Here is a 23,810-nt window from a genome sequence, read left to right as displayed (position 1 = left end):
CGCAGACCGGCACGATTATCCGGCCAGTCTTTTCCTCGCACCACACGGCCTCTTTCGAGAGCACCCGAGACGGACAGAAAATGAAGAATGTAGGTTTTATTGGTTGGCGTGGCATGGTCGGCTCAGTGCTGATGTCACGCATGAGCGAAGAACGCGATTTTGATGTCATCAATCCGGTCTTCTTCTCCACGTCACAGCTTGGTCAGGCGGCACCCACATTCGGCGGTAAGTCGACCGGTGCGCTGCAGGATGCTTTTGATATCGAGGCGCTGAAGGCGCTGGATATTATTATCACCTGCCAGGGCGGTGATTACACCAGTGAAGTCTATCCGAAGCTGCGCGAAAGCGGCTGGCAGGGTTACTGGATTGATGCAGCTTCCACGCTGCGCATGAAAGATGACGCCATTATCATTCTCGATCCGGTTAACCATAACGTGATTCGTCAGGGCCTCGATAACGGCATCAAAACCTTTGTCGGCGGTAACTGCACCGTTAGCCTGATGCTGATGTCGCTTGGCGGTCTGTTTGCTAACGATCTGGTTGAGTGGGCCTCGGTGGCGACTTATCAAGCGGCATCGGGCGGCGGCGCGCGTCATATGCGTGAACTGCTGACGCAGATGGGCATGCTGCATGACCACGTGGCGAAATCGCTCCAGGATCCGGCTTCGGCGATTCTGGATATCGAACGCAGCGTGACCGATTTCACCCGTTCTGGCACTTTGCCAACCGACAATTTCGGCGTACCGCTGGCGGGCAGCCTGATTCCGTGGATCGACAAGCAGCTGGATAACGGCCAGAGCCGTGAAGAGTGGAAAGGCCAGGCGGAGACCAACAAAATCCTGCGTACCAGCAGTGTGATTCCGGTTGATGGCCTGTGCGTGCGCGTTGGTGCGCTGCGCTGCCACAGCCAGGCATTCACTCTGAAGCTGAAAAAAGACCTGCCGCTGAGCGAAATCGAACAGCTTCTGGCCTCGCATAACGAATGGGTGAAAGTGGTGCCAAACGACCGCGACATCACCATGCGCGAACTGACGCCAGCCGCCGTCACCGGCACCCTGACCACGCCAGTAGGCCGCCTGCGCAAACTGAACATGGGGCCGGAATACCTTTCCGCCTTCACGGTGGGCGATCAGTTACTGTGGGGCGCGGCTGAACCGCTGCGCCGCATGCTGCGTCTGCTGATCGACTAAGCGCAGCGGCAAACCAGAAAGGCCGGGGTTTCCCGGCCTTTTTTTAATTATCCAGGCCGCAAAAATTCATGCAAATTGCGCCTGACAAGTGATCCGCTTCCCTTTTTTGCTTGCCCGATAAGTATTTTTCACGATCCTCCCTGGCTTCTGCTATCCCCAAGCTATGATTTAACAGAGATGTGCCGGTTGTTAACTGTTTTTGTTTTTTCGAACTGAATGGTTGTTGTACACGGTGAAGATCTTTCCCACGGACGGTTGTGTCCTCGCGGTGTACCTATGGCTCAATGAAAAGCAGCGCACCCGAGGCGATAATCCTGCCGACTCTGGTCGCCTGCGCAAAATCATAGGAAGAAAGTCATGTCAGAGCTTCCCGATCGCCAGGCGATCAATGCCCTTTTTGCCGGGAATTATGCCGATCCCTTTTCACTACTGGGCATGCACCAAACGGCTGCCGGCCTTGAAGTGCGTGCGCTGCTGCCCGATGCCTCAGATGTTTGGGTAATTGAAACCAACACCGGACGCAAATGTGCTCAGCTTACCTGCCTCGACTCACGCGGTTTCTTCTGTGGCGTGATTCCGCGTCGTAAAAACCGCTTTGGTTATCAGCTGGCGGTGAACTGGCACGGCCAGCAAAACCTGATTGATGATGCCTATCGCTTCGGCCCGCTGCTGGAGGAGATGGATGCATGGTTATTGGGTGAAGGCACGCATCTGCGTCCCTACGAAACCCTCGGCGCGCACGGCACCACCATTGATGGCGTGCACGGCACGCGGTTCGCCGTGTGGGCACCTAACGCGCGTCGCGTATCGGTGGTAGGCGAGTTCAACTTCTGGGATGGCCGACGTCATCCCATGCGTTTTCGCCGTGAACTTGGCGTCTGGGAACTGTTTGTGCCGGGCGCGGTAAACGGTCAGCTGTATAAATTTGAAATCGTGGATAATTCCGGCCAGATGCGCATCAAAGCCGATCCCTTCGCCTTTGAAGCGCAGATGCGTCCGCAAACCGCCTCGATGATCTGCGGGCTGCCACCGAAAACCGAGATGCAGCCGCAGCGTAAGGCCGCCAATGCTTTTGACCAGCCGATTTCGATTTATGAAGTGCACCTCGGTTCATGGCGACGTCACACCGATAACAACTTCTGGCTCAGCTATAAAGAGCTGGCGGAACAGCTCATTCCTTACGTTAAAGAGATGGGCTTCACCCACATCGAACTGATGCCGATTAACGAACACCCCTTCGACGGCAGCTGGGGCTATCAGCCGCTCGGCATGTATGCGCCGACGCGCCGTTTCGGTACGCGCGATGAGTTCCGCCACTTCGTGGCCGCCGCGCATGATGCTGGTATTAACGTGCTGCTCGATTGGGTGCCTGGCCACTTCCCGAGTGATGATTTTGGCCTGGCGAAGTTCGATGGCACCGAACTCTACGAACACAGCGATCCGCGCGAAGGTTTTCATCAGGACTGGAACACGCTGATCTACAACTTTGGTCGCCGTGAAGTGAGCAATTATCTCTCCGGCAACGCCTTGTACTGGATGGAGCGTTTCGGCATTGATGGGCTGCGCGTCGATGCGGTGGCATCAATGATCTACCGTGATTACAGCCGCGCCGAAGGCGAATGGGTGCCGAACCAGTTTGGTGGACGCGAGAACCTCGAAGCGATTTCGTTCCTGCGTCACACCAACCGCGTTTTGGGTCGCGCCGCACCGGGCAGCGTCACGGTGGCGGAAGAGTCCACCGATTATCCCGGCGTTACGCGCCCTTCAGAAGATGGCGGCCTCGGCTTCTGGTTCAAATGGAACCTCGGTTGGATGCACGACACACTGGACTATATGAAGCTCGACCCGGTGCATCGCCGTTATCATCATCAGCTGATGACCTTTGGCATGATCTACAACTACACCGAAAACTTCGTGCTACCGCTGTCGCATGACGAAGTGGTGCACGGCAAACGTTCGATTCTCGATCGCATGCCGGGCGATGCCTGGCAGAAGTTCGCTAACCTGCGCGCCTATTACGGCTGGATGTGGGGTTTCCCCGGTAAGAAGCTGCAATTTATGGGCAATGAATTTGCGCAGGGTCGCGAATGGAACCACGACACCAGCCTCGACTGGCACCTGCTGGAAGGCGAGGATAACTGGCACAACGGCGTACATCGTCTGGTGCGCGATCTCAACCACACCTATCGCCATTACGCGCCGCTGCATCAACTCGACTTTGATGGGCAAGGTTTTGAGTGGCTGGTGGTCGATGACTACGAAAACTCCGTGTTTGTATTTGTGCGCCGCGATCGCGACGGCAATGAAATCATCGTAGCCAGCAACTTTACGCCAGTGGCGCGTCACAACTATCGCTTTGGCGTCAACCAGCGTGGCGGCTGGCGCGAAATCATGAATACCGATCAGCACGATTATCACGGCAGCGACACGCGCAATCACGGCTTGGTACACACCGATGAGATGGAGAGTCACGGTCGGCCGCAGTCGCTGAGTTTGACCTTACCGCCGCTGGCAACGCTTTGGCTGGTGCGGGAGAGCGACTGATGCTGGAGCAGGGGCAGCCGGAACCGTTAGGTGCGCACTATGATGGGCACGGCGTTAATTTTACGCTGTTCTCCCAGCATGCCGAACGCGTTGAACTCTGCCTGTTCGACGCGCACGGTGCTGAGCGCCGTTTCGCACTGCCCGCGCGCAGCGGTGATATCTGGCACGGCTATTTTCCCGCGCTGAAGCCCGGCCAGCGCTACGGCTATCGCGTACACGGTCCATGGGCGCCGCAGCAGGGACATCGCTTCAATCCGGCTAAGCTGTTGGTCGATCCCTGCGCCAAAGCGGTGGCGGGTGAAGTGGCGGACGACGCGCGTTTCAACGGCGGTGAACGTGAGCTAAATGGTTTGGATAACGCCGCCATCGCGCCCAAATCGTTGGTGACTGCCGAAGATTTTGACTGGGAGGACGATCACGCGCCGCGCACGCCGTGGGGCAACACGGTGATCTATGAAGCGCACGTACGCGGCTTAACCCAGCAGCATCCGGAAATTCCGGAAAGATTGCGTGGCACTTATGCGGCGCTGGGTCATCCTGCTATGGTGAAGTACCTGCGCCACCTCGGCATCACCGCGCTGGAACTGTTGCCGATTGCCCAATTCACCAGCGAGCCGCGCCTGCGCCGTTTGGGATTGAGTAATTACTGGGGCTACAACCCCTTTGCCTTGTGGGCGGTGGATGCGCGTTACGCCTCGGGCGAAAACGGTTTAACGCCGCTGCAGGAGTTTCAGCAGGCGGTTAAAGCACTGCATGCCGCAGGCATCGAAGTGATTCTGGATGTGGTGTTCAACCACACCGCCGAGCTGGAAGAGATCGGGCCAACGATTTCCCTGCGCGGCGTGGATAACGCCAGCTATTACTGGCTGGATGGCAACGGCGAATATCAAAACTGGACCGGCTGCGGCAACACGCTAAATCTCAGTCATCCGCAGGTGATGACGTGGGCGCTGGAAGCGCTGCGCTACTGGGTGCGTGTTTGCCATGTTGACGGGTTCCGTTTTGACCTCGCCAGCGTGCTGGGACGCACACCGGAGTTTCATCAGGACGCGCCGCTGTTTGCCGCCATCAAAGCCTGTCCGCTGCTGTCGCAGGTGAAGCTGATTGCCGAGCCGTGGGACATCGGCCCCGGTGGTTATCAGGTCGGCAACTTTCCGCCGGACTTCGCCGAGTGGAACGACCATTTTCGCGATGCGGCGCGCCGTTACTGGCTGCATGGTCAACTGAATAATGGCGATTTCGCCCGCCGTTTTGCCGCATCCAGCGACGTTTTCCAGCGTGAGGCGCGACTACCGCACGCCAGCATCAATCTCATTACCGCTCACGACGGCTTCACGCTGCGCGATGTGGTGAGTTTTAACAACAAACACAATCAGGCTAACGGCGAAGACAATCGCGACGGCAGCAGCAGCAACTTCAGCCATAACCACGGCAAAGAGGGACTGCAGGTCAATTTCGATATTGTCGAACGGCGGCGGCGCAGCGTGCATGGCTTACTGACCACGCTGCTGCTGGCGCAGGGCACGCCGATGCTGCTGGCGGGTGACGAACGCGGTCACAGCCAGCATGGCAACAACAACGCCTATTGTCAGGACAACCCGCTGACCTGGTTGAACTGGCAACAGGATGATTTTGGCCTGGTCGACTTCACTGCTGCGTTAATCCGTCTGCGCCAGCGCATTCCCGCGTTGACGCAGGATCGCTGGTGGCAGGAGGGCGATGGCAGCGTGCAGTGGTGCAATGCCAGCGGCACACCACTGGAAACCGAGCAGTGGGAACAGGGGACGCACCGAATGCAGATCCTGCTCTCCGGCCGCTGGTTAATAACAATAAACGCCACGGAATCGGTGAGTGATATCGCCTTACCAGACGGAGAGTGGCGTGCCATTCCTCCTTTCGCCGGGGAAGATAACCCCATCCTGACAACTGTCTGGCACGGTCCCGCACACGGTGTGTGTGTGTTCCTAAAGCAATCATAAGGAGTCAGACATGGTGAAATTAGATAGAACAGATCATCTGATGCTGGCGCGCCAGCTCCCTACACAAACGGTCGCCCTGATCCTTGCTGGCGGGCGCGGTACGCGCCTGAAAGATCTCACCGCGAAACGCGCCAAACCTGCCGTGCACTTCGGTGGCAAGTTCCGCATCATCGACTTTGCGCTGTCCAACTGCATCAACTCAGGCATTCGGCGCATCGGCGTGATCACCCAATATCAGTCGCATACGCTGGTGCAGCACATCCAGCGTGGCTGGTCGCTGTTCAACGAAGAGATGAACGAGTTTGTCGATCTGCTGCCGGCGCAGCAGCGTGCCGCTACCGAACATTGGTATCGCGGGACTGCCGATGCGGTGACGCAAAACCTCGACATTATTCGCCGCTATAACGCGCAGTACATCGTGATCCTCGCCGGGGATCACATCTACAAAATGGATTACTCGCGCATGCTGCTCGACCACGTCGATCGCGGTGCCAAATGCACCATCGCCTGCTTGCCAGTGCCGTTAGCTGAAGCCACGGCGTTTGGGGTGATGGCGGTGGATGCCGAAAACAACGTGATCGATTTTGTCGAAAAACCGCCGAAGCCGCCGTCAATGCCGGGTGACGATACCCGCGCGCTGGCCAGCATGGGCATTTATGTGTTCAACGCCGATTACCTTTACCAGCTGCTGGAAGAAGATCTGCTTGTAGCCGATTCCAGCCACGATTTCGGCAAAGATCTGCTGCCGAAAATCGTCGCCAGCGGCGAGGCGTATGCGCACTCCTTCACGCTCTCCTGCGTGCAGGTTGATGAAAACGCTGAGCCGTACTGGCGCGACGTCGGAACGCTGGAAGCGTACTGGCGCGCCAATCTCGATTTAGCGTCAGTCACGCCTGAGCTGGATATGTACGATCACAGCTGGCCGATTCGTACCCACATGGAGCCGCTGCCGCCGGCGAAATTTGTTCAGGATCGATCCGGCAGCCACGGCATGACAATGAATTCGCTGGTCTCGGGCGGCTGCATCATCTCCGGTTCGGTGGTGGTGAACTCGGTGCTATTCCCGCGTATTCGCATCAACTCGTTTTGCAATATTGATTCCGCAGTGCTGCTGCCTGATGTGGTGGTTGGCCGATCGTGTCGTCTGCGTCGCTGCGTGATCGATCGCGCCTGCGAACTGCCAGAAGGCATGGTCATTGGCGAAAACCCCGACGAAGACAGCCGTCGTTTTTACCGTTCTGAAGAGGGCATCGTACTGGTGACGCGCGCCATGCTGGCCAAATTGGCCGGAGGCGGTCAGTAAGTGACGAAAGAATATAGAGAAAATTGCCGCGTGGAACGTGTGCGATAACAATAGGGGTTCAGGATGCAGGTTTTACATGTCTGTTCAGAGCTTTTCCCGCTGTTGAAAACCGGCGGACTGGCTGATGTCGTCGGTGCATTACCACAGGCGCAAATAGCCGATGGTACGGATGCGCGGGTGTTGATTCCCGCCTTTCCGGATCTGCGTAAAGGGATTCCTGATACAGAGGTCCTGGCGGAGTTGCAAACTTTTGCGGGACCGGTACGCTTACTTTTTGGACAATTTAACGGCGTTGGTATTTATTTAATCGATGCGCCGGGATTGTATGAACGTCCCGGCAGCCCGTATCACGATACGTCGCAGTTTGCTTACGTCGATAACTACCTGCGTTTTGCGCTGCTGGGCTGGATGGGCGCCGAGATTGCCAGCGGGCTGGATACCGACTGGCAGCCAGATATCGTGCATGCGCATGACTGGCATGCTGGCTTAACCTGCGCCTATATTGCGGCGCGCGGGCGTCCGGCGAAAACGGTGTTCACCGTGCATAATCTGGCGTATCAAGGGCTGTTTTCGGCGCGTCATCTGGATGAGATCCAGATCCCGCGCGCGTTCTTCGACATGCATGGACTGGAGTTCTTCGGGCAAATTTCCTACCTCAAGGCGGGGCTGTTCTTTGCCGATCACATTACGGCGGTCAGCCCGACTTACGCGCTGGAGATTACCCGACCGGAATTTGGTTACGGCATGGAATCACTGCTCGAACAGCGACTGCGTGAAGGGCGCCTGAGCGGGATTCTGAACGGCGTCGATCCGGGCATCTGGGACCCGGCGCACGACCTGCTGCTCACCGCGCGCTACGACAGCGAAACGCTGGAGAGCAAAGCGGAGAACAAGCGCCAGCTGCAAATTGCCATGGGCCTGAAGGTGGATGATAAAGCACCGGTGTTCTGCGTCATCAGCCGTCTGACCAAACAGAAAGGGTTGGATCTGGTGCTGGAAGCGCTACCGGGCTTACTGGCGCAGGGCGGACAGTTGGTGCTGCTCGGCCAGGGCGATGCGGAGCTGCAGCAAGGTTTCCTTGCGGCGGCGGCGGAGCATCCGGGCCGCGTTGGCGTGCAGATTGGTTATCACGAAGCCTTCTCGCACCGCATTGTTGGCGGCGCGGATGTGATTATGGTGCCGAGCCGTTTTGAGCCGTGCGGCTTAACCCAGCTGTATGGTTTGAAATACGGTACGCTGCCGCTGGTGCGTCGCACTGGCGGACTGGCGGATACGGTGCAAGACAGCTCGCTTGAGAATCTGGCGGATGGCGTCGCCAGCGGTTTCACCTTTGAAGACAGTAATGCCTGGTCGCTGCTGCGGGCGATTCGGCGCGCATTTGTTCTGTGGTCTCGTCCTGCACTCTGGCGTTACGTTCAGCGGCAGGCGATGGGGATGGATTTTAGTTGGCAGGTGGCAGCACAAGCCTACCGCGATCTTTATCAACGTTTGCTGTAATGAGAGATTGGGATACTTGATATGAATGCACCTTTCACCTATGCCTCACCCACGCTGACGGTTGATGCACTGAAGCACTCAATCGCCTATAAGCTGATGTTTACTATTGGTAAAGATCCATCGATCGCGAATAAGCATGAGTGGCTTAACGCCGCGCTGCTGGCGGTGCGTGATCGCATGGTGGAACGCTGGCTGCGCTCCAGCCGCGCGCAGCTCTCGCAGGATGTGCGGCAGGTTTATTACCTGTCGATGGAGTTCCTGATGGGGCGCACGCTCGGCAACGCGTTGCTGGCGATGGGCATTTATGAGGATCTCAATCAGGCGCTGGAAGAGATGGGCCTCGACCTCAGCGAACTGATGGAAGAGGAGAACGATCCCGGCCTCGGTAACGGCGGTTTGGGACGTTTGGCGGCCTGCTTCCTGGATTCGCTCGCCACGCTCGGTTTACCGGGGCGCGGCTACGGCATTCGTTATGACTACGGCATGTTTAAGCAGAATATCGTCGACGGGCAGCAGCGCGAATCGCCGGATTACTGGCTGGAGTACGGCAATCCGTGGGAATTCCAGCGCTTTAACACGCGCTACAAAGTGCGCTTCGGCGGCCGTCTGCAACATGAAGGCGCGCGGGTGCGCTGGGTGGAAACCGAGGAGATCGTGGCGATGGCTTACGATCAAATCATTCCCGGTTTTGATACCGATGCCACCAACACGCTGCGCTTGTGGGGCGCGCAGGCCAGTAACGAAATCAATCTTGGTAAGTTCAACCAGGGTGATTACTTCGCCGCAGTAGAAGATAAAAACCATTCGGAAAACGTGTCGCGCGTGCTCTATCCCGATGACTCCACCTATTCGGGGCGCGAGCTGCGTCTGCGTCAGGAGTATTTCCTCGTCTCCTCGACGGTGCAGGATATTCTCAATCGTCACTGGCAGATGCATGAAACCTGGGACAATTTGCCGGACAAAATTGCCATCCACCTCAACGATACGCATCCGGTGCTGGCGATCCCGGAACTGATGCGCATACTGATCGACGAGCAGAAATTCAGCTGGGACGATGCCTTTGAAGTGACCTGTCAGGTGTTCTCCTACACTAACCACACGCTGATGACGGAAGCGCTGGAAACCTGGCCAGTGGATATGATTGGCAAGATCCTGCCGCGTCATCTCAGCATTATTTTTGAAATTAACGACTACTTCCTGAAAACCATTCAGGAATATTACCCGGATGATTGGGAGCTGTTAGCGCGCATCTCGATCATCGATGAGAACGATGGCCGCCGCATTCGCATGGCGTGGCTGGCGGTGGTGGTGAGCCACAAAGTTAACGGTGTGTCAGAGTTGCACTCCAACTTGATGGTGCAATCGCTGTTCGCTGACTTCGCGCGTCTGTTCCCGGGCCGTTTCTGCAATAAAACCAACGGCGTGACGCCACGTCGCTGGCTGGCGCTGGCGAATCCGGCGCTCTCCGAGGTGCTGGACGAGGCGATTGGCCGCAACTGGCGCACCGATCTTGGCCAGCTCAACGAATTGACCACGCAGATCGATTATCCGGCCTTTATCCAGCAGATCGCCGACGCCAAGTTTGCCAATAAAAAACGCCTGGCGGATTGGGTGGCGAAGAACATGGATATCGTGCTTGATCCGCATGCGCTGTTTGATGTGCAGATCAAGCGCATCCACGAATACAAACGTCAGCTGCTGAACGTGCTGCACGTGATTACGCGCTACAACCGCATCAAGGCCGATCCCAGCGCTGAATGGGTGCCGCGCGTTAATCTCTTCGCCGGCAAAGCGGCGTCGGCCTATTACGTGGCGAAACACATCATTCACTTAATCAACGATGTCGCCAATGTGATCAACAATGATCCGCAGGTGAAGAACAAGCTGAAGGTGGTGTTCATTCCAAACTATGGCGTGAGCCTGGCGCAGATCATCATTCCGGCGGCGGATCTCTCCGAGCAGATCTCAACTGCCGGTACCGAAGCCTCTGGCACCAGTAACATGAAGTTTGCGCTGAACGGCGCGTTAACCATCGGTACGCTGGATGGTGCCAATGTTGAGATGCTGGAGCATGTCGGCAAGGAGAATATCTTTATCTTCGGTAACACTACGCCGCAGGTCGAGAAGCTGCGCACCGACGGTTACAACCCGCGTAAGTATTATGAGGATGATCCTGAGCTGCATCAGGCGCTGACGCAAATCGCCAGCGGGGTGTTCAGCCCGCAGGAGCCAGGGCGCTACCGTAATCTGTTTGATGCGCTGGTGAACTTCGGCGATCACTATCAGCTGCTGGCGGATTACCGCAGCTATGTGGATACGCAGGATAAGGTGGACAAGCTGTATCGCCAGCCGGATAAGTGGCAACGCAGCGCGGCGCTAAATATCGCCAATATGGGTTATTTCTCGTCGGACCGCACCATTCAGGAATATGCGGATGAGATCTGGCACATTTCGCCAGTGAGATTGTAAGGCGAGGATTGCAGAACCAAGTCGCCATGAATGGCGACCCTACGTGAACACCCAAATCGATACCCAAAATCATTTGGACGGCAGGAAGGCGGCAAATGAGCGAATCCCCGGGAGCTTACTTTAGTAAGTGACCGGGGTGAACGAATGCAGCCAACGCACCTGCCGTTCGAAGGATGAAGGGTATTATTTCAACGTGATGCTTTTGACGATCCCATCAGCATCGCTTTGCGCTTGCTGCTGGTTGTCGGCTGGCAAGGTAATTTGCAGCGTCAGCAGTTTGCCATCCACTTTCGCCAGAATCACCGAAGACCATGAGGTCTGATTGTTGGCAGAAATCACCGTATCCAGCTGCTGTGCCGGCTGGTCTTTAAGCGTCACCGCTTTGTTAGACACCACCTGCAGCTGAGGATCGCGACCGCGCTGCTGCTGTTCCAGACGCTGTGCCAGCGCATCAAGCGCTTCGTTGGTGGGATCGCCGGCAATCACGATAATCGCGCGCTGACCGGTTTCGTCGGCATAGACGTGCATGTTGGTGGATTCAGAGCCGAGCTTGCCGCTCTTGTCAGACATGCCCGCCGGTAGAGAGAAACTCAGTTTGCCGTCCATCAGGTTAACCGTCTGGGCCGACTGGCTGGCGCTCGCACCGTTGCTGTTCGCTGCCGCATCATCTTTCTTCTGGTCACATGCCGCCAGGCCGATAACCAACAGGCCAATACCCACATATTTCACTACGTTACGCATTCTTTTCCCTTTTACATGATTCCAGTCAGCCGTTATACAAGCGGATTTAGTTAGCAAAAGCAACCGCCGGAGTGTCAGGAAATCTTAGCGTAATGCGGCATTTAGTGTATGTGCAATTAGCCGAAATTGATCTGCTGCTGCGCGGAACGTTCGGCTAAGCGCTTCAGCATGGCATTCAGCAGCACGCCGTAAGCGGGCAGGAAGAAGATCATGCAGATCAGCACTTTGAAGCTGTAATCCACCAGCGCGATTTCGACCCAATGCGTGGCCATAAACGGATCTGGGCTCTTGTAGAAGGCGATGAAAAAGAAGGCCAGCGTATCGCTGATATTACCGAGGAACATCGCTGCCGCTGGCGCAATCCACCACTGCGATAAACGGCGCAAACGGTTAAAAACGTGCACATCGAGGATTTGTCCCAGCGCATAAGCCATAAAGCTGGCGCAGGCGATACGGGCAACAAACAGATTCACCTCTTCCAGTGACGCCCAACCTTGCCATTCGCCCTGATAGAACACACACGAAACAATGTAGGAGATCACTAGCGCGGGAATCATCACCGCCAGAATAATGCGACGTGCCAGCGGCGCGCCAAAGATGCGCACGGTCAGATCGGTGGCGAGGAAAATAAACGGAAAGCTAAACGCGCCCCACGTGGTGTGGAAGCCGAAGATGGAAACCGGCAGCTGGACCAGATAGTTACTGGAGGTGATCACCAGCAGATGGAATAGCGATAGCCAAAACAGCGCATGCATGCGCTGACGTGCAGAGAAGTTAATCATTGTAAGCCTTTTTAGTGATGGGGTGAGGGAACCCAGGTTCGTGCATTGGCACGGTGGTAAATAAAAAATCGGCGGCATCTTAACGCGTTGCGCAATTTATGCAATGGTTAATTTTAACGCAATCGTTATCGCCTTGCGTTGGCTTATTCGCGCGCTAGAATGAGCGCCCATCCCTAACAACTGACAGAGAATCATGAGCGATCCCTTTTCTGCGCCTGACCATCAGCTTGATGCCCTTGGCCTGCGCTGCCCGGAGCCGGTAATGATGGTGCGTAAAACCGTGCGCAGCATGCAGGCCGGTGAAACCTTGCTGATCATTGCTGACGATCCCGCCACCACGCGCGATATCCCCGGTTTCTGCCGCTTTATGGAGCATGAGTTGCTGGCACAGCAGACCGAAAGCCTGCCGTACCAGTTTCTAATTAAAAAAGGCGCCTAACGCTGACGCAGCAGGCGCAGCGCGTTGGCTGTCACCAGTGCGGTGGCACCGGAATCCGCTAATACCGCCAGCCACAAACCGGTGAAGCCGAGCAGCGTGGTGACCAGAAAAATCGCCTTTAATCCCAACGCCAGCGCCACGTTCTGACGAATGATGGCACGCGTGCGCCGTGCCAGCACAATGGTGCGCGGCAGAATCGCCAGCTGATTTTGCGTTAATGCCACATCTGCGGCTTCCAGCGCCACATCGGTGCCGCTGCCCATCGCAATGCCGATGGTGGCGGCTTTCATGGCGGGCGCATCGTTAATGCCATCGCCGACCATTGCCAATGCGTGCTGTGTGCCTAACGTCCTCACCGCCGCAACTTTATCGGCGGGCAGTAAACCTGCGCGATAATCGATGTTGAGCTTAGCGGCAATGGCCGCAGCCACGCGTGGATTGTCGCCGGTCAGCATCATGCTGTTAACACCAAGCTTCTTCAGTTCAGACAGCGCGCTGAGGGCTTCAGTGCGCAACTGATCCTGCAAGGCTAACGCGCCAAGAACCTGCTGCTCCTGCAACAGCAGCACCACGGTTTGGCCCTGCGCTTCCAATTCAGCAATCTGCTGCTGCTGTGCATTATCAAGATGGCTGACTTCGCGCGGCGTCAGCAGTTGATAGGTCACGCCATCTATCGCAGCGCGAATGCCACTGCCGGCCAGCGTTTGCTGCTGTGCAGCTTGCGGAAGCGTGAGCGCGCGCCGCTCGGCCTCGCTAACAATCGCCCGCGCCAGCGGATGGGTGGAACCCTGTTCAACGGCGGCGGAGATGGTGAGCAAGTTGTTTTCCGCCATCGCGCCAAATGGCTGGATGTGGCTGATCTGCGGTTTACCGGCGGTCAGCGTGCCGGTTTTGTCGAACGCCATCATACTTACGCGACTGAGGCGCTCCAGCGCGGCACCGCCTTTGATCAGTGCGCCCTGACGCGCGGCAGCAGCCAGGCCGGAAGTGATGGCAGCGGGCGTGGAGATCACCAGCGCACAGGGGCAACCAATCAGCAACAGCGTCAGCCCCTTATAAATCCACGGCAACCACGCGCCATAGCCCAGTAGCGGCGGCAGCACCATCACCAGCAGCGCCAGCAGCATAATGGCGGGCGTATAGATGCGGCTGAAGCGATCGATAAAGCGCTCAACCGGCGCACGATGGGTTTCGGCTTCCTCAATCAGTTGCAGGATGCGGTCAATGGCACTTTGGCCCGGCTGGGAAATGACTTTCAGCGTCACCAGACGATCAAGGCTGGTGGCACCGGCCATGATCTGTTCGCCTGGCTCACGCGCCACCGGCAACGATTCACCGGTCAGCGCGCTTTCATCAAAGCTGGCGCTGGCGTGCAGCAGTTCGCCATCGGCCGGTAAACGTCCGCCGGCAGCCACTTCAATCACATCGCCGGGCTGCAGTGCTTCTAAGCGGACGTTTTCCCGCTGTGTGCCGTTGATGCGCGTGGCGGTAGCGGGACGCAGCGCCATCAGCGCGGTGACGCCACGGCGTGCGCGTGTGGCGGCGTACGCTTCGAGGCGTTCACCCAGTTGAAACAGCAGCAGCACCATCGCGGCTTCGGCGTGCGCGCCAATCACCAGCGCACCGGCGGCGGCAATGGTCATCAGCATCTCAATGCTGAACGGCGAACCACTGCGCAGGAGCTTCCAGGCGCTGCGCGCGATCGGCGCTAAACCTACCAGCGTGGTGGCGATAAACAGGCGATCGCCCCAAACCGGCGAAAGCTGGCTCAGCAGCCAACTGGCGAGCATCAGTACCGCAAGCAGCAGCAAACCGGCGTTTTCCTGCCAGCGGCTTTCGGGTTGTGGCGACGATGGGGAATCACTGGCGCTCAGCGCGAAGCCGGCATTTTTCACCACCTGTTCAATGATGGCGCGGATATCCTGGTCGGCATCGACCACCAGTTTTTCACTGGCAAAAATCACGCGTGCTTTTTGAACCTGCGGTATACGTTGCACGGCGGTTTCGATTTTACGCGCGCAGCTGGGGCAATCCATGCCCGCAATCTGCCAGCGGAATTGATGTGAAGAGAGGGCGGGCCTATCGCTTTCGGCGTCGCTTTCGCCGCCTGGCGAGCCGCTGTCGCTGTCACAGCAGCCGCAATCGCTGTCTGGCGTGATGGGCTGCGCCGCGGAGATGTTCAATGTTGCGGGTTTTACGCTGCGAATCGAGCACAGCGGCTGTGGCTGACGGTGTGATTTGCCACAGCGGCAAGGGTGAGCATGTTGATGCATGTAACCTCCGGAATCAGGGGCGGGCTGATGCCCGCGCCCTAATGCTACAATCTGGAGTGGACTCCAGAGTCAAGCGGAAGGTAAGGTTATCTTCAGTAGAGCCACAGTGAACGCACAATCATGAAGTGACCGGCGAAGTAGCAGGCGGCGACAATCGCGCTATCGGCGCTGAAACGGCGGCGATAATGCGAGATAAACCAGACAATATTGGCTAACAGCAGCAACGCGGCACCCACCAGCAGCGAGAAACTGAAGTCAGTTGGACGGAAGAAGTAGTTCTCCGCCGCCATCCAGTTCATCACTAGCGTCATGCCGATCAAGGTGCAGATAGGCCAGCGCAGATCTTCCAGTTTGCTCCACAGAATCCCGATAACGATCACGCCAATGATCAGGAAGGTGAGGGGAATCGGCCAGAAGAAACTCATGGTCATGTGTGCGGCAAAACTGATGGTGTACAGCAGATGCGACAGGAAGAATGCGCCCAGCGCATAGAGCATTTGCTGACGCGGTAACAGCATTAACGCGTCACCCACCAGCGTGGCGACCAGCCCGGCCAGAATCAAGTAATCGGTGGTGTTGAAGGTTGGCGCTTGCCACGCCCAGGCAACGAGCAACAGTAAGGTGACAGGTTTAAATAGCCAGCGTTGCCATTGCGGACCGCGGTATGAAGCATCGACGTAAAGCCAGCCGGAAAAAAGTACGGCAAGGAAAGACCAAAGCATGTTTTCTCCCTTTTCTGGACGAAATGTCCGCCAGTTTGATGAATTTTCCCAAAATCACGATCTCAGTGTAAGTTACCGGCGCCAAATGTGACAATCAGCCGACTCTGGTTGTATGCTTTGTCGTCTTTACCCGTTCCGAATTAACGCAAAGCACGAGATAAATCATGAGCAAACCACCGCTAATCTTTTTCATCGTACTGGCCATTATTGCCGTTTTGGCGACCCGTCAGTTTATTAAACAGCGCCGCGAAACGGCGGTGAACGATGCCTCGCCGGTGCGCTCGCTGAGCGTGGAAGTGAAAACCAAACGCGAATTTCCGTCGCCCAATCGCCGTTCACGTCAGCGCGAAGAGATTGTGGCGGAAGAGATGAAATATGAAGCCTGGTTCCATCCGTTGAACGGTGCCAGCGATATTAAAGTGATGGTGAATGCGAACCAGTATCACCAGATCGATAAGGGCGCTAAGGGCGAGTTGAAGATGAAAGGCACGCGTTTTGTGAGTTTTACTCCGGCCCAATAGGGCCGCCATTCATTGCGACCTGACTATAAACCGCACGAAACTACATCTTCGGATAATGCTTTTTCTGCCACGCCAGCAGCTCAAACACGCCAAAAAAGAAGATCTTCGCCTGGGTTACGCCGCTCAGTTTTGGGGCGTCTTTTGGCTGGGTGGCGCGCAGCAACACCAGCTGCAGGCCGTGCATAATCACCATAAAGAACAGCGCCACGTGCACGAAATAGCGCAGCGGCGTTGGGAAAGGTTGCACCAGATTGAGCAATAAAAAGGCCCAGACGCAAATCATCAGCAAACGTCCCAAATTAAGCCACATCGTGCGTCTCCTGCTGTTGGCGTTGATATAAGCGATACGCCACCTGACCGGCAATCTTCTCGCGGTACAAATCCCAATTTGCGGGTGCGACAGGTGTGCCATTTTCCACTTCGCTCTCGACATAAATCAGCGCTTCAGCCGCTAACCAGCCATTTTGCTCCAGCAGCGACAATGTTTCCTGTAACAGCCCTTTACGGAAAGGCGGGTCAACAAACACCACGTCAAACGGTTCGCCCGGCTGGCTTAACCACTGCAGCGTGTTGGTTTGCACCACTTTTGCCTGCGTAGCACGCAGCGTTTGCAGATTCTGTGACAGCTGTTGCGCCACCGAACGCTCCAGCTCCAGCAGCGTGGCCGACGCTGCATAGCGAGACAGCGCTTCCAGCCCTAACGCGCCGCTGCCGGCGAAGCAATCGAGGCAGCGCGCTTCCTGAATATCCGGCGCCAGCCAGTTAAACAGGGTTTCACGTACACGATCGGTGGTCGGGCGCAAACCTGCGCTATCCGGCACCGGTAATTTACGGCCGCGCCACTGACCGCCAATGATGCGGATCTGGCCAGCGCTGCTGCTGCGGGGGGATTTACTCATTTCGCTCACAACTCGTCATATTTTGTTGCGTAGTTTAACGGGCGTAGCGGGCAGAAGAAACGTTAAAAAAGGGTGCTGTGGTGCGCTGGCTGGAAAGTGTTAGACTACTGAGTTGGTATAGCGCGCGTAATTACCTGATTTTTACGCCGCTCACCCGCTTAAAATTGAATATTTTATCCCCTGGGAACAAGCGTGCTACCGGGAATAAGCCATCGAGGAGTAGGGTCACACAATGGCAAAAGAGAAAAAACGCGGCTTTTTTTCCTGGTTAGGCTTTGGCAAAGAAGAAGAGACGCAACAACCTGCTGAAGAGCAGCAGCAAACTGCCGAGGTGGTCGCTGAGCCTGCCGTTGAAGAGAGTGCGCTCGATCGCGCCGAAGCGCAGGCTGTTGAAACCGTCGCCGTCACCGAACAGGTGGCGGAACAGCAGCAGGTTGAACCGGAACTGATTGAAGAGCCGGTTATCGAGCCGCAGGAACCTGAGCCGGTTACCGCAATCGTTGAAGAGGTGCTGCCAGAAGAGATAGCAGCGCCGGATGTGGTACCGATTGAAGAAGAGCCGCAGCTGGAAGAGCTGGCGCTTGATGAGCCTGAACTGCACGAAGAAGCGCCATTAACTGACGAAGAACTGGAAGCGCTGGCGTTAGCGGAAACCTATGCGGAAGATGCTGAGCTAGCCGAAGCCACGCAGGATACCGTGAGCGATCTGCCGCTGGCCGCTGCGCCAATCATCGCGCAGGAGCAGGAGCGTCCGACCAAAGAGGGCTTCTTCGCCCGACTGAAACGCAGCCTGGTAAAAACCCGCGAAAACCTCGGTTCGGGCTTTATCAGCCTGTTCCGCGGCAAGAAAATCGATGACGATCTGTTTGAAGAGCTGGAAGAGCAGCTGCTGATTGCTGACGTTGGCGTCGAAACCACCCGCCGCATCATCACCAATCTGACACAACAGGCCAACCGCAAGCAGCTACGCGATGCGGAAGCGCTGTATGGCCTGCTGAAAGCGGAAATGTCCGGTATTCTGGAAAAAGTGGATCAGCCGCTGGAAGTGGGTGGCAAAACGCCATTCGTCATCCTGATGGTGGGCGTCAACGGCGTGGGTAAAACCACCACCATCGGTAAGCTGGCGCGTCAGTATCAGGCGCAGGGCAAATCGGTGATGCTGGCAGCGGGCGATACCTTCCGTGCCGCCGCCGTTGAGCAGCTACAGGTTTGGGGCCAGCGCAACAACATTCCTGTGGTGGCGCAGCATACCGGCGCAGATTCTGCCTCGGTGATTTTTGACGCCATCCAGGCGGCCAAGTCGCGCAATGTGGATGTACTGATCGCCGATACCGCGGGTCGTCTGCAGAACAAATCGCACCTGATGGAAGAGCTGAAGAAAATTACCCGCGTGATGAAGAAGCTGGACGAAGATGCGCCACATGAAGTGATGCTGACGCTCGACGCCAGCACCGGGCAAAACGCTATCAGCCAGGCCAAACTGTTCCATGAAGCGGTGGGCCTGACCGGCATCACCCTGACGAAACTGGATGGAACCGCCAAAGGTGGTGTGATCTTCTCGGTTGCCGATCAGTTCGGCATTCCGATTCGTTATATCGGTGTTGGGGAAGGCATCGAGGATTTACGGCCGTTTAAGGCCGCAGACTTTATTGAGGCACTGTTTGCCCGAGAGGAATGATTGGGATGATTCGCTTTGAAGAGGTCAGTAAAGCTTACCTGGGAGGACGTCAGGCGCTGCAGGGAGTGGATTTCCATCTGCGTCCCGGCGAAATGGCGTTCCTGACCGGCCATTCCGGTGCGGGGAAAAGTACCTTACTAAAGCTGATTTGTGGCATTGAGCGCCCGAGCGCTGGGCAGATCTGGTTTAGCGGCCACGATATTTCGCGTCTGCGTCACAGCGAAGTGCCTTTCCTGCGACGTCAAATCGGCATGATTTTCCAGGATCACCATTTGTTGATGGATCGTTCGGTCTACGACAACGTGGCGATCCCGCTGATCATTTCCGGTGCCAGCGGCGAAGATATTCGTCGGCGCGTGTCGGCCGCGCTGGATAAAGTCGGCCTGCTCGACAAAGCGAAAAGCTATCCGATTCAGCTCTCTGGCGGTGAACAGCAGCGCGTCGGCATTGCCCGCGCGGTGGTGAACAAGCCTGCGGTGCTGCTGGCGGATGAACCCACCGGGAACCTCGACAATGCGCTGTCGGAAGACATCCTGCGCCTGTTCGAAGAGTTCAACCGCGTTGGTGTCACGGTGTTAATGGCAACGCACGATGTCGGGCTGATTGCACGCCGGAATTACCGCGTGATGACGCTCAATCAGGGTCGTCTGCACGGAGGCCACGATGGTCAATAAACGCAACAAGCGCGCACCAGCGCCGAAAGCGAAGCAGCCCTCTAAAAGCAAGGCGCTGAAAGGCGGCTGGCAGGAACAGTGGCGCTATGCGCTGCGCGGCACGCTGTCGGATATGTGGCGTCAGCCGCTGGCGACGCTGCTGACGGTGATGGTGATCGCCATTTCCCTGACGCTGCCGAGCGTGTGTTACATGGTGTGGAAGAACGTCAGCCAGGCGGCGACGCAGTGGTATCCCGCGCCGCAGCTAACGGTTTATCTGGATAAAGCGCTGGATGACACTGCAGCGGAGAATGTCACCGCGCAGCTCAAGCAGCTCGATGGCGTGGACAACGTCAACTATCTGACGCGTGAAGAAGCGTTGAATGAGTTCCGCAACTGGTCTGGTTTTGGTGGTTCGATGGACATGCTGGAGCAGAATCCGCTGCCGGCGGTGGCCATCATCACGCCGAAACTTAATTTCCAGAATTCGGACACCATGGCGAATCTGCGCGATCGCGTATCTAAAGTGCAGGGCGTTGATGAAGTGCGTATGGATGACAGCTGGTTCGCGCGTTTAGCGGCGCTAACCGGGCTGGTAGGGCAGATTGCCTCAATGATTGGCCTGCTGATGGTGGTTGCGGTGTTCCTGGTGATCGGCAACAGCGTGCGGCTCAGCATCTTTGCGCGGCGCGATACTATTAACGTGCAGAAGCTGATTGGTGCCACCGACGGCTTTATCCTGCGTCCATTCCTGTACGGCGGTGCGCTGTTAGGTTTGGGCGGCGCGGTGCTGTCGCTGCTGCTCTCGGAAGTGCTGGTGTTGCGCCTGCAATCGGTGGTGGCGCAAGTAGCAACCGTATTCGGTACCACCTTTGTGCTGGAAGGTTTTTCCTGGGATGAAGGGTTGCTGTTACTGCTGATCGCCGCCATCATCGGCTGGATTGCCGCCTGGCTGGCAACAGTGCAACATTTACGCCGTTTTACGCCGCAGTAACCAAAAGCAACGTTTTTTGCTATACTCTTCCTCTGCTGCCGACGACCTGGGAGCAGAGGAATTCTCCTATATCCCCCGCCGTCATCTGTGTGTAAAATATTCACTGCTATAATTGAACTTGTGGATAACTTTGTCGTCCAAGTAGCACAGATTGCTTCTGGTTTTTTCGCGACGTTGACATAATGTAGCGTCTGCGCAAGGAACTGTGCAGCAAGTCCATTGAATTTGTGAGGGTTTGAATGACCAAAGAAATGCAAACTTTAGCGATTGCTCCTCTGGGTAACCTGGAATCTTACGTTCGGGCTGCCAACAACTGGCCGGTGCTGACGGCAGAAGAGGAAAAAGCATTGGCTGAGCGGCTGCATTACCAGGGCGATCTGGATGCAGCAAAGACGCTGATCCTGTCTCACCTGCGCTTTGTTGTTCATATTGCTCGTAACTACTCCGGTTACGGCTTGCCGCAGGCGGACCTGATTCAGGAAGGTAACATCGGCCTGATGAAGGCGGTGCGTCGCTTCAACCCTGAAGTCGGCGTGCGTCTGGTGTCGTTCGCCGTGCACTGGATTAAAGCAGAGATTCACGAATACGTGCTGCGTAACTGGCGTATCGTGAAAGTCGCGACCACCAAAGCGCAGCGCAAGCTGTTCTTTAACCTGCGTAAAAGCAAACAGCGTCTCGGTTGGTTTAACCAGGATGAAGTAGAAATGGTCGCACGCGAGCTGGGCGTGAGCAGCAAAGACGTGCTGGAAATGGAATCGCGCATGGCTGCGCAGGATATGACTTTCGACATGTCATCTGATGACGAAGCAGGCGAAGGCAAAGCGATGGCGCCGGTGCTGTATCTGCAGGATAAAACCTCTGACTTTGCCGATGGCATCGAAGAGGACAACTGGGATGCACATGCGGCTGACAAGCTGAGCGATGCGATGCTGAGCCTCGACGAGCGTAGTCAGGACATTATCCGTGCCCGCTGGCTGGACGATGACAACAAAACCACGCTGCAGGAGTTGGCCGACAAATACGGCGTCTCTGCGGAGCGCGTGCGTCAGCTGGAAAAAAATGCCATGAAGAAACTGCGTGTGGCGATTGAAGCCTGATAGTGATCGGGTGGAAAAACGGGGCGACTTTTAAGTCGCCCTTTTTATTACCTGGTCGCTACGCATCACGTTCAGGCATTCCGCGCGACATCCTTTCAACGTACCCAACCCTCAGCCTTCGCACGAAAACCACAAGCCTGCATAAACGCCGCACGCACGCCCTGATCGGCGTCGCCGTCATCGGCAATCCACCAATCTGCTAACGCGCTATTCTGCGCGATTGTCTCTTCCAGCAAGTATTGCCCCACGCCACGTCGACGCGTGACTTCGCGAACGTTGAGGTGGATGATTTTCCCCTGCGTGCCGCTGAGGGTCAGCTGCAGCGCCGCCAGTAATCGGTCGTTAAAACGCGCCGCATACAAACGCTGCGTGTCGCTGAGTTGTGCTTCCAGTTGCACAATATCGATTTCCGGCCAGACTTTAGCTAAATCGATACGATCCTGAGCGGTTAACGATGCTAAGCGCTGGATTGTCAGCTTCATACCTAATACCTGTACTAGTGCAAAGGCGATAGTGTAGCGAATTTAGACAGTCAGAGCGCTGTCACTTTTTTCTGATGAAAATAGGTCAAATGCCAGTCAGTTTGCCAGGATTGTGGAGTAAGCCATCAACGATAGTTGAAAAAGCCAGCATAACGCGCTGGTATCCTGCTGAAAAAACGGCCATAACAACCAGACGATTCTGCTGATCCACTCAGTCAATTCTGAATATGTCAGTTGATTTACAGAAGAAAGTTCCTGTTTAATAACCTGAAAAATAAAGCCTTATTACCTATAAACGCCAGAAAAGCGTGCTAACCCATTATTGCAGAATGAGTTTTCCTCTTTGACTGGCAGAAAATAAACAATCACAACAAACACGACACAACAGATGGGGAAGTTCGCATGAAAATGAGTAAAGGACGCGCATTACTGGCGGGCTGCGTTGCCCTGGCGATGAGCCATGCGGCGCTGGCTAAAGACATCAAAATTGCCATCGTAGGCGCATCAACCGGTCCGGTCGCGCAGTACGGTGACATGCAGTTTACCGGTGCCGCGCAGGCGATTAAGGACATCAACGCCAAAGGCGGCGTTAACGGTGACAAACTGGTTGGCGTGGAATATGACGATGCCTGTGACCCGAAACAAGCGGTTGCGGTTGCCAACAAAGTGGTTAATGACGGCATCAAATACGTTATCGGTCATCTGTGCTCCTCCTCTACTCAGCCAGCTTCAGACATCTATAACGATGAAGGCGTGCTGATGATCACCCCAGCCGCTACCGCGCCTGAACTGACTGCGCGTGGCTATGCTGACGTGCTGCGTACTACTGGCCTGGATTCCGATCAGGGCCCAACGGCGGCGACCTACATCCTCGACCACATCAAACCAAAACGTATCGCTGTGGTGCATGACAAACAGCAATATGGTCAGGGCCTGGCGGAATCGGTGCAGAAAACCCTGAAAGCCAAAGGCGGCAACGTGGTGCTGTTTGAAGGTATCACCGCCGGTGATAAAGACTTCTCCACGCTGATTGCGCGTCTGAAGAAAGAAAACGTCGATTTCGTTTACTACGGTGGCTATTACCCGGAGCTGGGCCAGATTCTGCGTCAGGCAAAATCCGCTGGCCTGAATGCCGGTTTCATGGGCCCGGAAGGCGTGGGCAACGCTTCCCTGTCTAACATCGCCGGCGATGCGTCTGAAGGCCTGTTCGTGACCCTGCCGAAACGTTATGACCAGCTGCCAGAGAACAAGGCGATTGTTGATGCGATTAAAGCCAACACCGTGTCTAACCGCAAAGATCCAACCGGTCCATTCGTCTGGACCACCTACGCGGCGATTCAGTCGCTGGTGGCCGGAATCGAACGCAGCAAGAGCGATGAGCCTGATGCGATTGCGAAGAACCTGAAAGAGGGCGCTGCCGTTCCAACCGTGATGGGCAACCTGAACTGGGATGAGAAAGGTGACCTGAAGGGCTTCGAATTTGGTGTCTTCAAATGGCACAAAGACGGCTCTTCTACCGCAGTTAAGTAATCCCCCAAAATTCCCTT

20 protein-coding genes are annotated in these 23,810 nt (G+C 56.2%); 13 read left to right on the top strand and 7 right to left on the bottom strand.

Translation table 11 applies throughout. The annotated features are described in order from the left end of the window. Nucleotides 1-80 precede the first annotated feature (80 nt). From asd to glgP, 6 genes are all read left to right on the top strand, one after another. A complete protein-coding gene (asd, locus tag K5Y33_RS16855) occupies nt 81-1,190 on the top strand; it encodes an aspartate-semialdehyde dehydrogenase (protein WP_101763112.1) in 1,110 nt (369 codons plus the stop codon). 357 nt (nt 1,191-1,547) lie between these two features. Continuing rightward, entirely contained in the window at nt 1,548-3,734 is a 2,187-nt protein-coding gene (gene glgB, locus K5Y33_RS16850) for a 1,4-alpha-glucan branching enzyme (RefSeq protein WP_222234600.1), read from the top strand. Beyond that, nucleotides 3,734-5,713: a glycogen debranching protein GlgX gene (gene glgX, locus K5Y33_RS16845; protein WP_222234599.1), complete on the top strand. Its 1,980-nt coding sequence runs from the start codon at nt 3,734-3,736 to the stop codon at nt 5,711-5,713. The genes glgB and glgX overlap by 1 nt, the downstream gene beginning before the upstream one ends. Nucleotides 5,714-5,723: 10 nt before the next feature. Next, nucleotides 5,724-7,016, top strand: coding sequence for a glucose-1-phosphate adenylyltransferase (glgC, locus tag K5Y33_RS16840; RefSeq protein ID WP_192236049.1), 1,293 nt, complete (start codon nt 5,724-5,726; stop codon nt 7,014-7,016). Between the two features lie 63 nt (nt 7,017-7,079). After that, nucleotides 7,080-8,513, top strand: coding sequence for a glycogen synthase GlgA (glgA, locus tag K5Y33_RS16835; RefSeq protein WP_101763108.1), 1,434 nt, complete (start codon nt 7,080-7,082; stop codon nt 8,511-8,513). Nucleotides 8,514-8,534: 21 nt separating this feature from the next. Next, entirely contained in the window at nt 8,535-10,982 is a 2,448-nt protein-coding gene (glgP, locus tag K5Y33_RS16830; RefSeq protein WP_101763107.1) for a glycogen phosphorylase, read from the top strand. A 183-nt stretch (nt 10,983-11,165) separates the two neighbouring features. Here glgP and K5Y33_RS16825 read toward each other — a convergent pair whose 3' ends face one another. Together K5Y33_RS16825 and K5Y33_RS16820 are read right to left on the bottom strand one after the other, a co-directional pair. Further along, nucleotides 11,166-11,723 (bottom strand): DcrB family lipoprotein, encoded by a 558-nt coding sequence (locus K5Y33_RS16825; protein WP_061718408.1) that lies wholly within the window; start codon nt 11,721-11,723, stop codon nt 11,166-11,168. A gap of 116 nt (nt 11,724-11,839) precedes the next feature. Beyond that, the gene (locus tag K5Y33_RS16820; RefSeq protein WP_137384947.1) at nt 11,840-12,505 is read right to left on the bottom strand and encodes a 7-cyano-7-deazaguanine/7-aminomethyl-7-deazaguanine transporter; all 666 of its coding nucleotides are present in this window, start codon (nt 12,503-12,505) and stop codon (nt 11,840-11,842) included. Between the two features lie 193 nt (nt 12,506-12,698). Between K5Y33_RS16820 and tusA the strand changes: the two genes are divergently transcribed. Continuing rightward, entirely contained in the window at nt 12,699-12,944 is a 246-nt protein-coding gene (gene tusA, locus K5Y33_RS16815; protein WP_036649974.1) for a sulfurtransferase TusA, read from the top strand. Here tusA and K5Y33_RS16810 read toward each other — a convergent pair. Both K5Y33_RS16810 and K5Y33_RS16805 read right to left on the bottom strand, forming a co-directional pair. Beyond that, a complete protein-coding gene (locus K5Y33_RS16810; RefSeq protein ID WP_222234597.1) occupies nt 12,941-15,217 on the bottom strand; it encodes a zinc/cadmium/mercury/lead-transporting ATPase in 2,277 nt (758 codons plus the stop codon). The two genes, tusA and K5Y33_RS16810, sit on opposite strands and share 4 nt — an antisense overlap. A gap of 92 nt (nt 15,218-15,309) precedes the next feature. Next, complete coding sequence (locus K5Y33_RS16805) at nt 15,310-15,939, bottom strand: lysoplasmalogenase (protein ID WP_101763104.1); 630 nt, start codon at nt 15,937-15,939, stop codon at nt 15,310-15,312. 164 nt (nt 15,940-16,103) lie between these two features. Between K5Y33_RS16805 and K5Y33_RS16800 the strand changes: the two genes are divergently transcribed. Further along, nucleotides 16,104-16,460 carry a DUF2500 domain-containing protein gene (locus K5Y33_RS16800; protein WP_222234595.1) on the top strand — a complete coding sequence of 119 codons (357 nt, stop codon included), beginning with the start codon at nt 16,104-16,106 and terminating at the stop codon, nt 16,458-16,460. Between the two features lie 40 nt (nt 16,461-16,500). Here the strand turns inward: K5Y33_RS16800 and K5Y33_RS16795 are convergent, their stop codons facing one another. Then, a complete protein-coding gene (locus tag K5Y33_RS16795; RefSeq protein WP_008109883.1) occupies nt 16,501-16,770 on the bottom strand; it encodes a DUF1145 family protein in 270 nt (89 codons plus the stop codon). Then, nucleotides 16,760-17,359 (bottom strand): 16S rRNA (guanine(966)-N(2))-methyltransferase, encoded by a 600-nt coding sequence (rsmD, locus tag K5Y33_RS16790; RefSeq protein ID WP_222234593.1) that lies wholly within the window; start codon nt 17,357-17,359, stop codon nt 16,760-16,762. Before rsmD ends, K5Y33_RS16795 begins: the two co-directional genes overlap by 11 nt. A 232-nt stretch (nt 17,360-17,591) precedes the next feature. Between rsmD and ftsY the strand changes: the two genes are divergently transcribed. The 4 genes from ftsY to rpoH all read left to right on the top strand — a co-directional run bounded on the left by ftsY (nt 17,592) and on the right by rpoH (nt 21,781). Next, entirely contained in the window at nt 17,592-19,037 is a 1,446-nt protein-coding gene (ftsY, locus tag K5Y33_RS16785) for a signal recognition particle-docking protein FtsY (RefSeq protein ID WP_222234591.1), read from the top strand. Between the two features lie 5 nt (nt 19,038-19,042). Next, nucleotides 19,043-19,711, top strand: a complete 669-nt coding sequence (gene ftsE / locus K5Y33_RS16780) for a cell division ATP-binding protein FtsE (RefSeq protein WP_008109888.1) — start codon at nt 19,043-19,045, stop codon at nt 19,709-19,711. Next, a complete protein-coding gene (gene ftsX, locus K5Y33_RS16775; protein ID WP_101763100.1) occupies nt 19,701-20,684 on the top strand; it encodes a permease-like cell division protein FtsX in 984 nt (327 codons plus the stop codon). Before ftsE ends, ftsX begins: the two co-directional genes overlap by 11 nt. 239 nt (nt 20,685-20,923) lie before the next feature. Next, a complete protein-coding gene (gene rpoH, locus K5Y33_RS16770) occupies nt 20,924-21,781 on the top strand; it encodes an RNA polymerase sigma factor RpoH (protein WP_064737937.1) in 858 nt (285 codons plus the stop codon). 95 nt (nt 21,782-21,876) lie between these two features. On the opposite strand, the gene panM is transcribed toward rpoH, so the two are convergent. Continuing rightward, nucleotides 21,877-22,263: an aspartate 1-decarboxylase autocleavage activator PanM gene (gene panM / locus K5Y33_RS16765; protein ID WP_222234589.1), complete on the bottom strand. Its 387-nt coding sequence runs from the start codon at nt 22,261-22,263 to the stop codon at nt 21,877-21,879. A 402-nt stretch (nt 22,264-22,665) separates the two neighbouring features. Here panM and K5Y33_RS16760 point away from each other — a divergent pair, with 402 nt between their 5' ends. Beyond that, on the top strand, nt 22,666-23,793 hold the full coding sequence (locus tag K5Y33_RS16760; RefSeq protein WP_222234587.1) for a branched-chain amino acid ABC transporter substrate-binding protein: 1,128 nt from the start codon (nt 22,666-22,668) through the stop codon (nt 23,791-23,793). Nucleotides 23,794-23,810: the final 17 nt, after the last annotated feature.

Origin of the sequence: Pantoea sp. DY-17, from assembly GCF_019795975.1 — a bacterium.
GTDB lineage: Bacteria > Pseudomonadota > Gammaproteobacteria > Enterobacterales > Enterobacteriaceae > Pantoea > Pantoea leporis.
The sequence above is the reverse complement of the archived record's forward strand: the minus strand, read 5'-3'. Positions and strand labels throughout refer to the sequence as shown.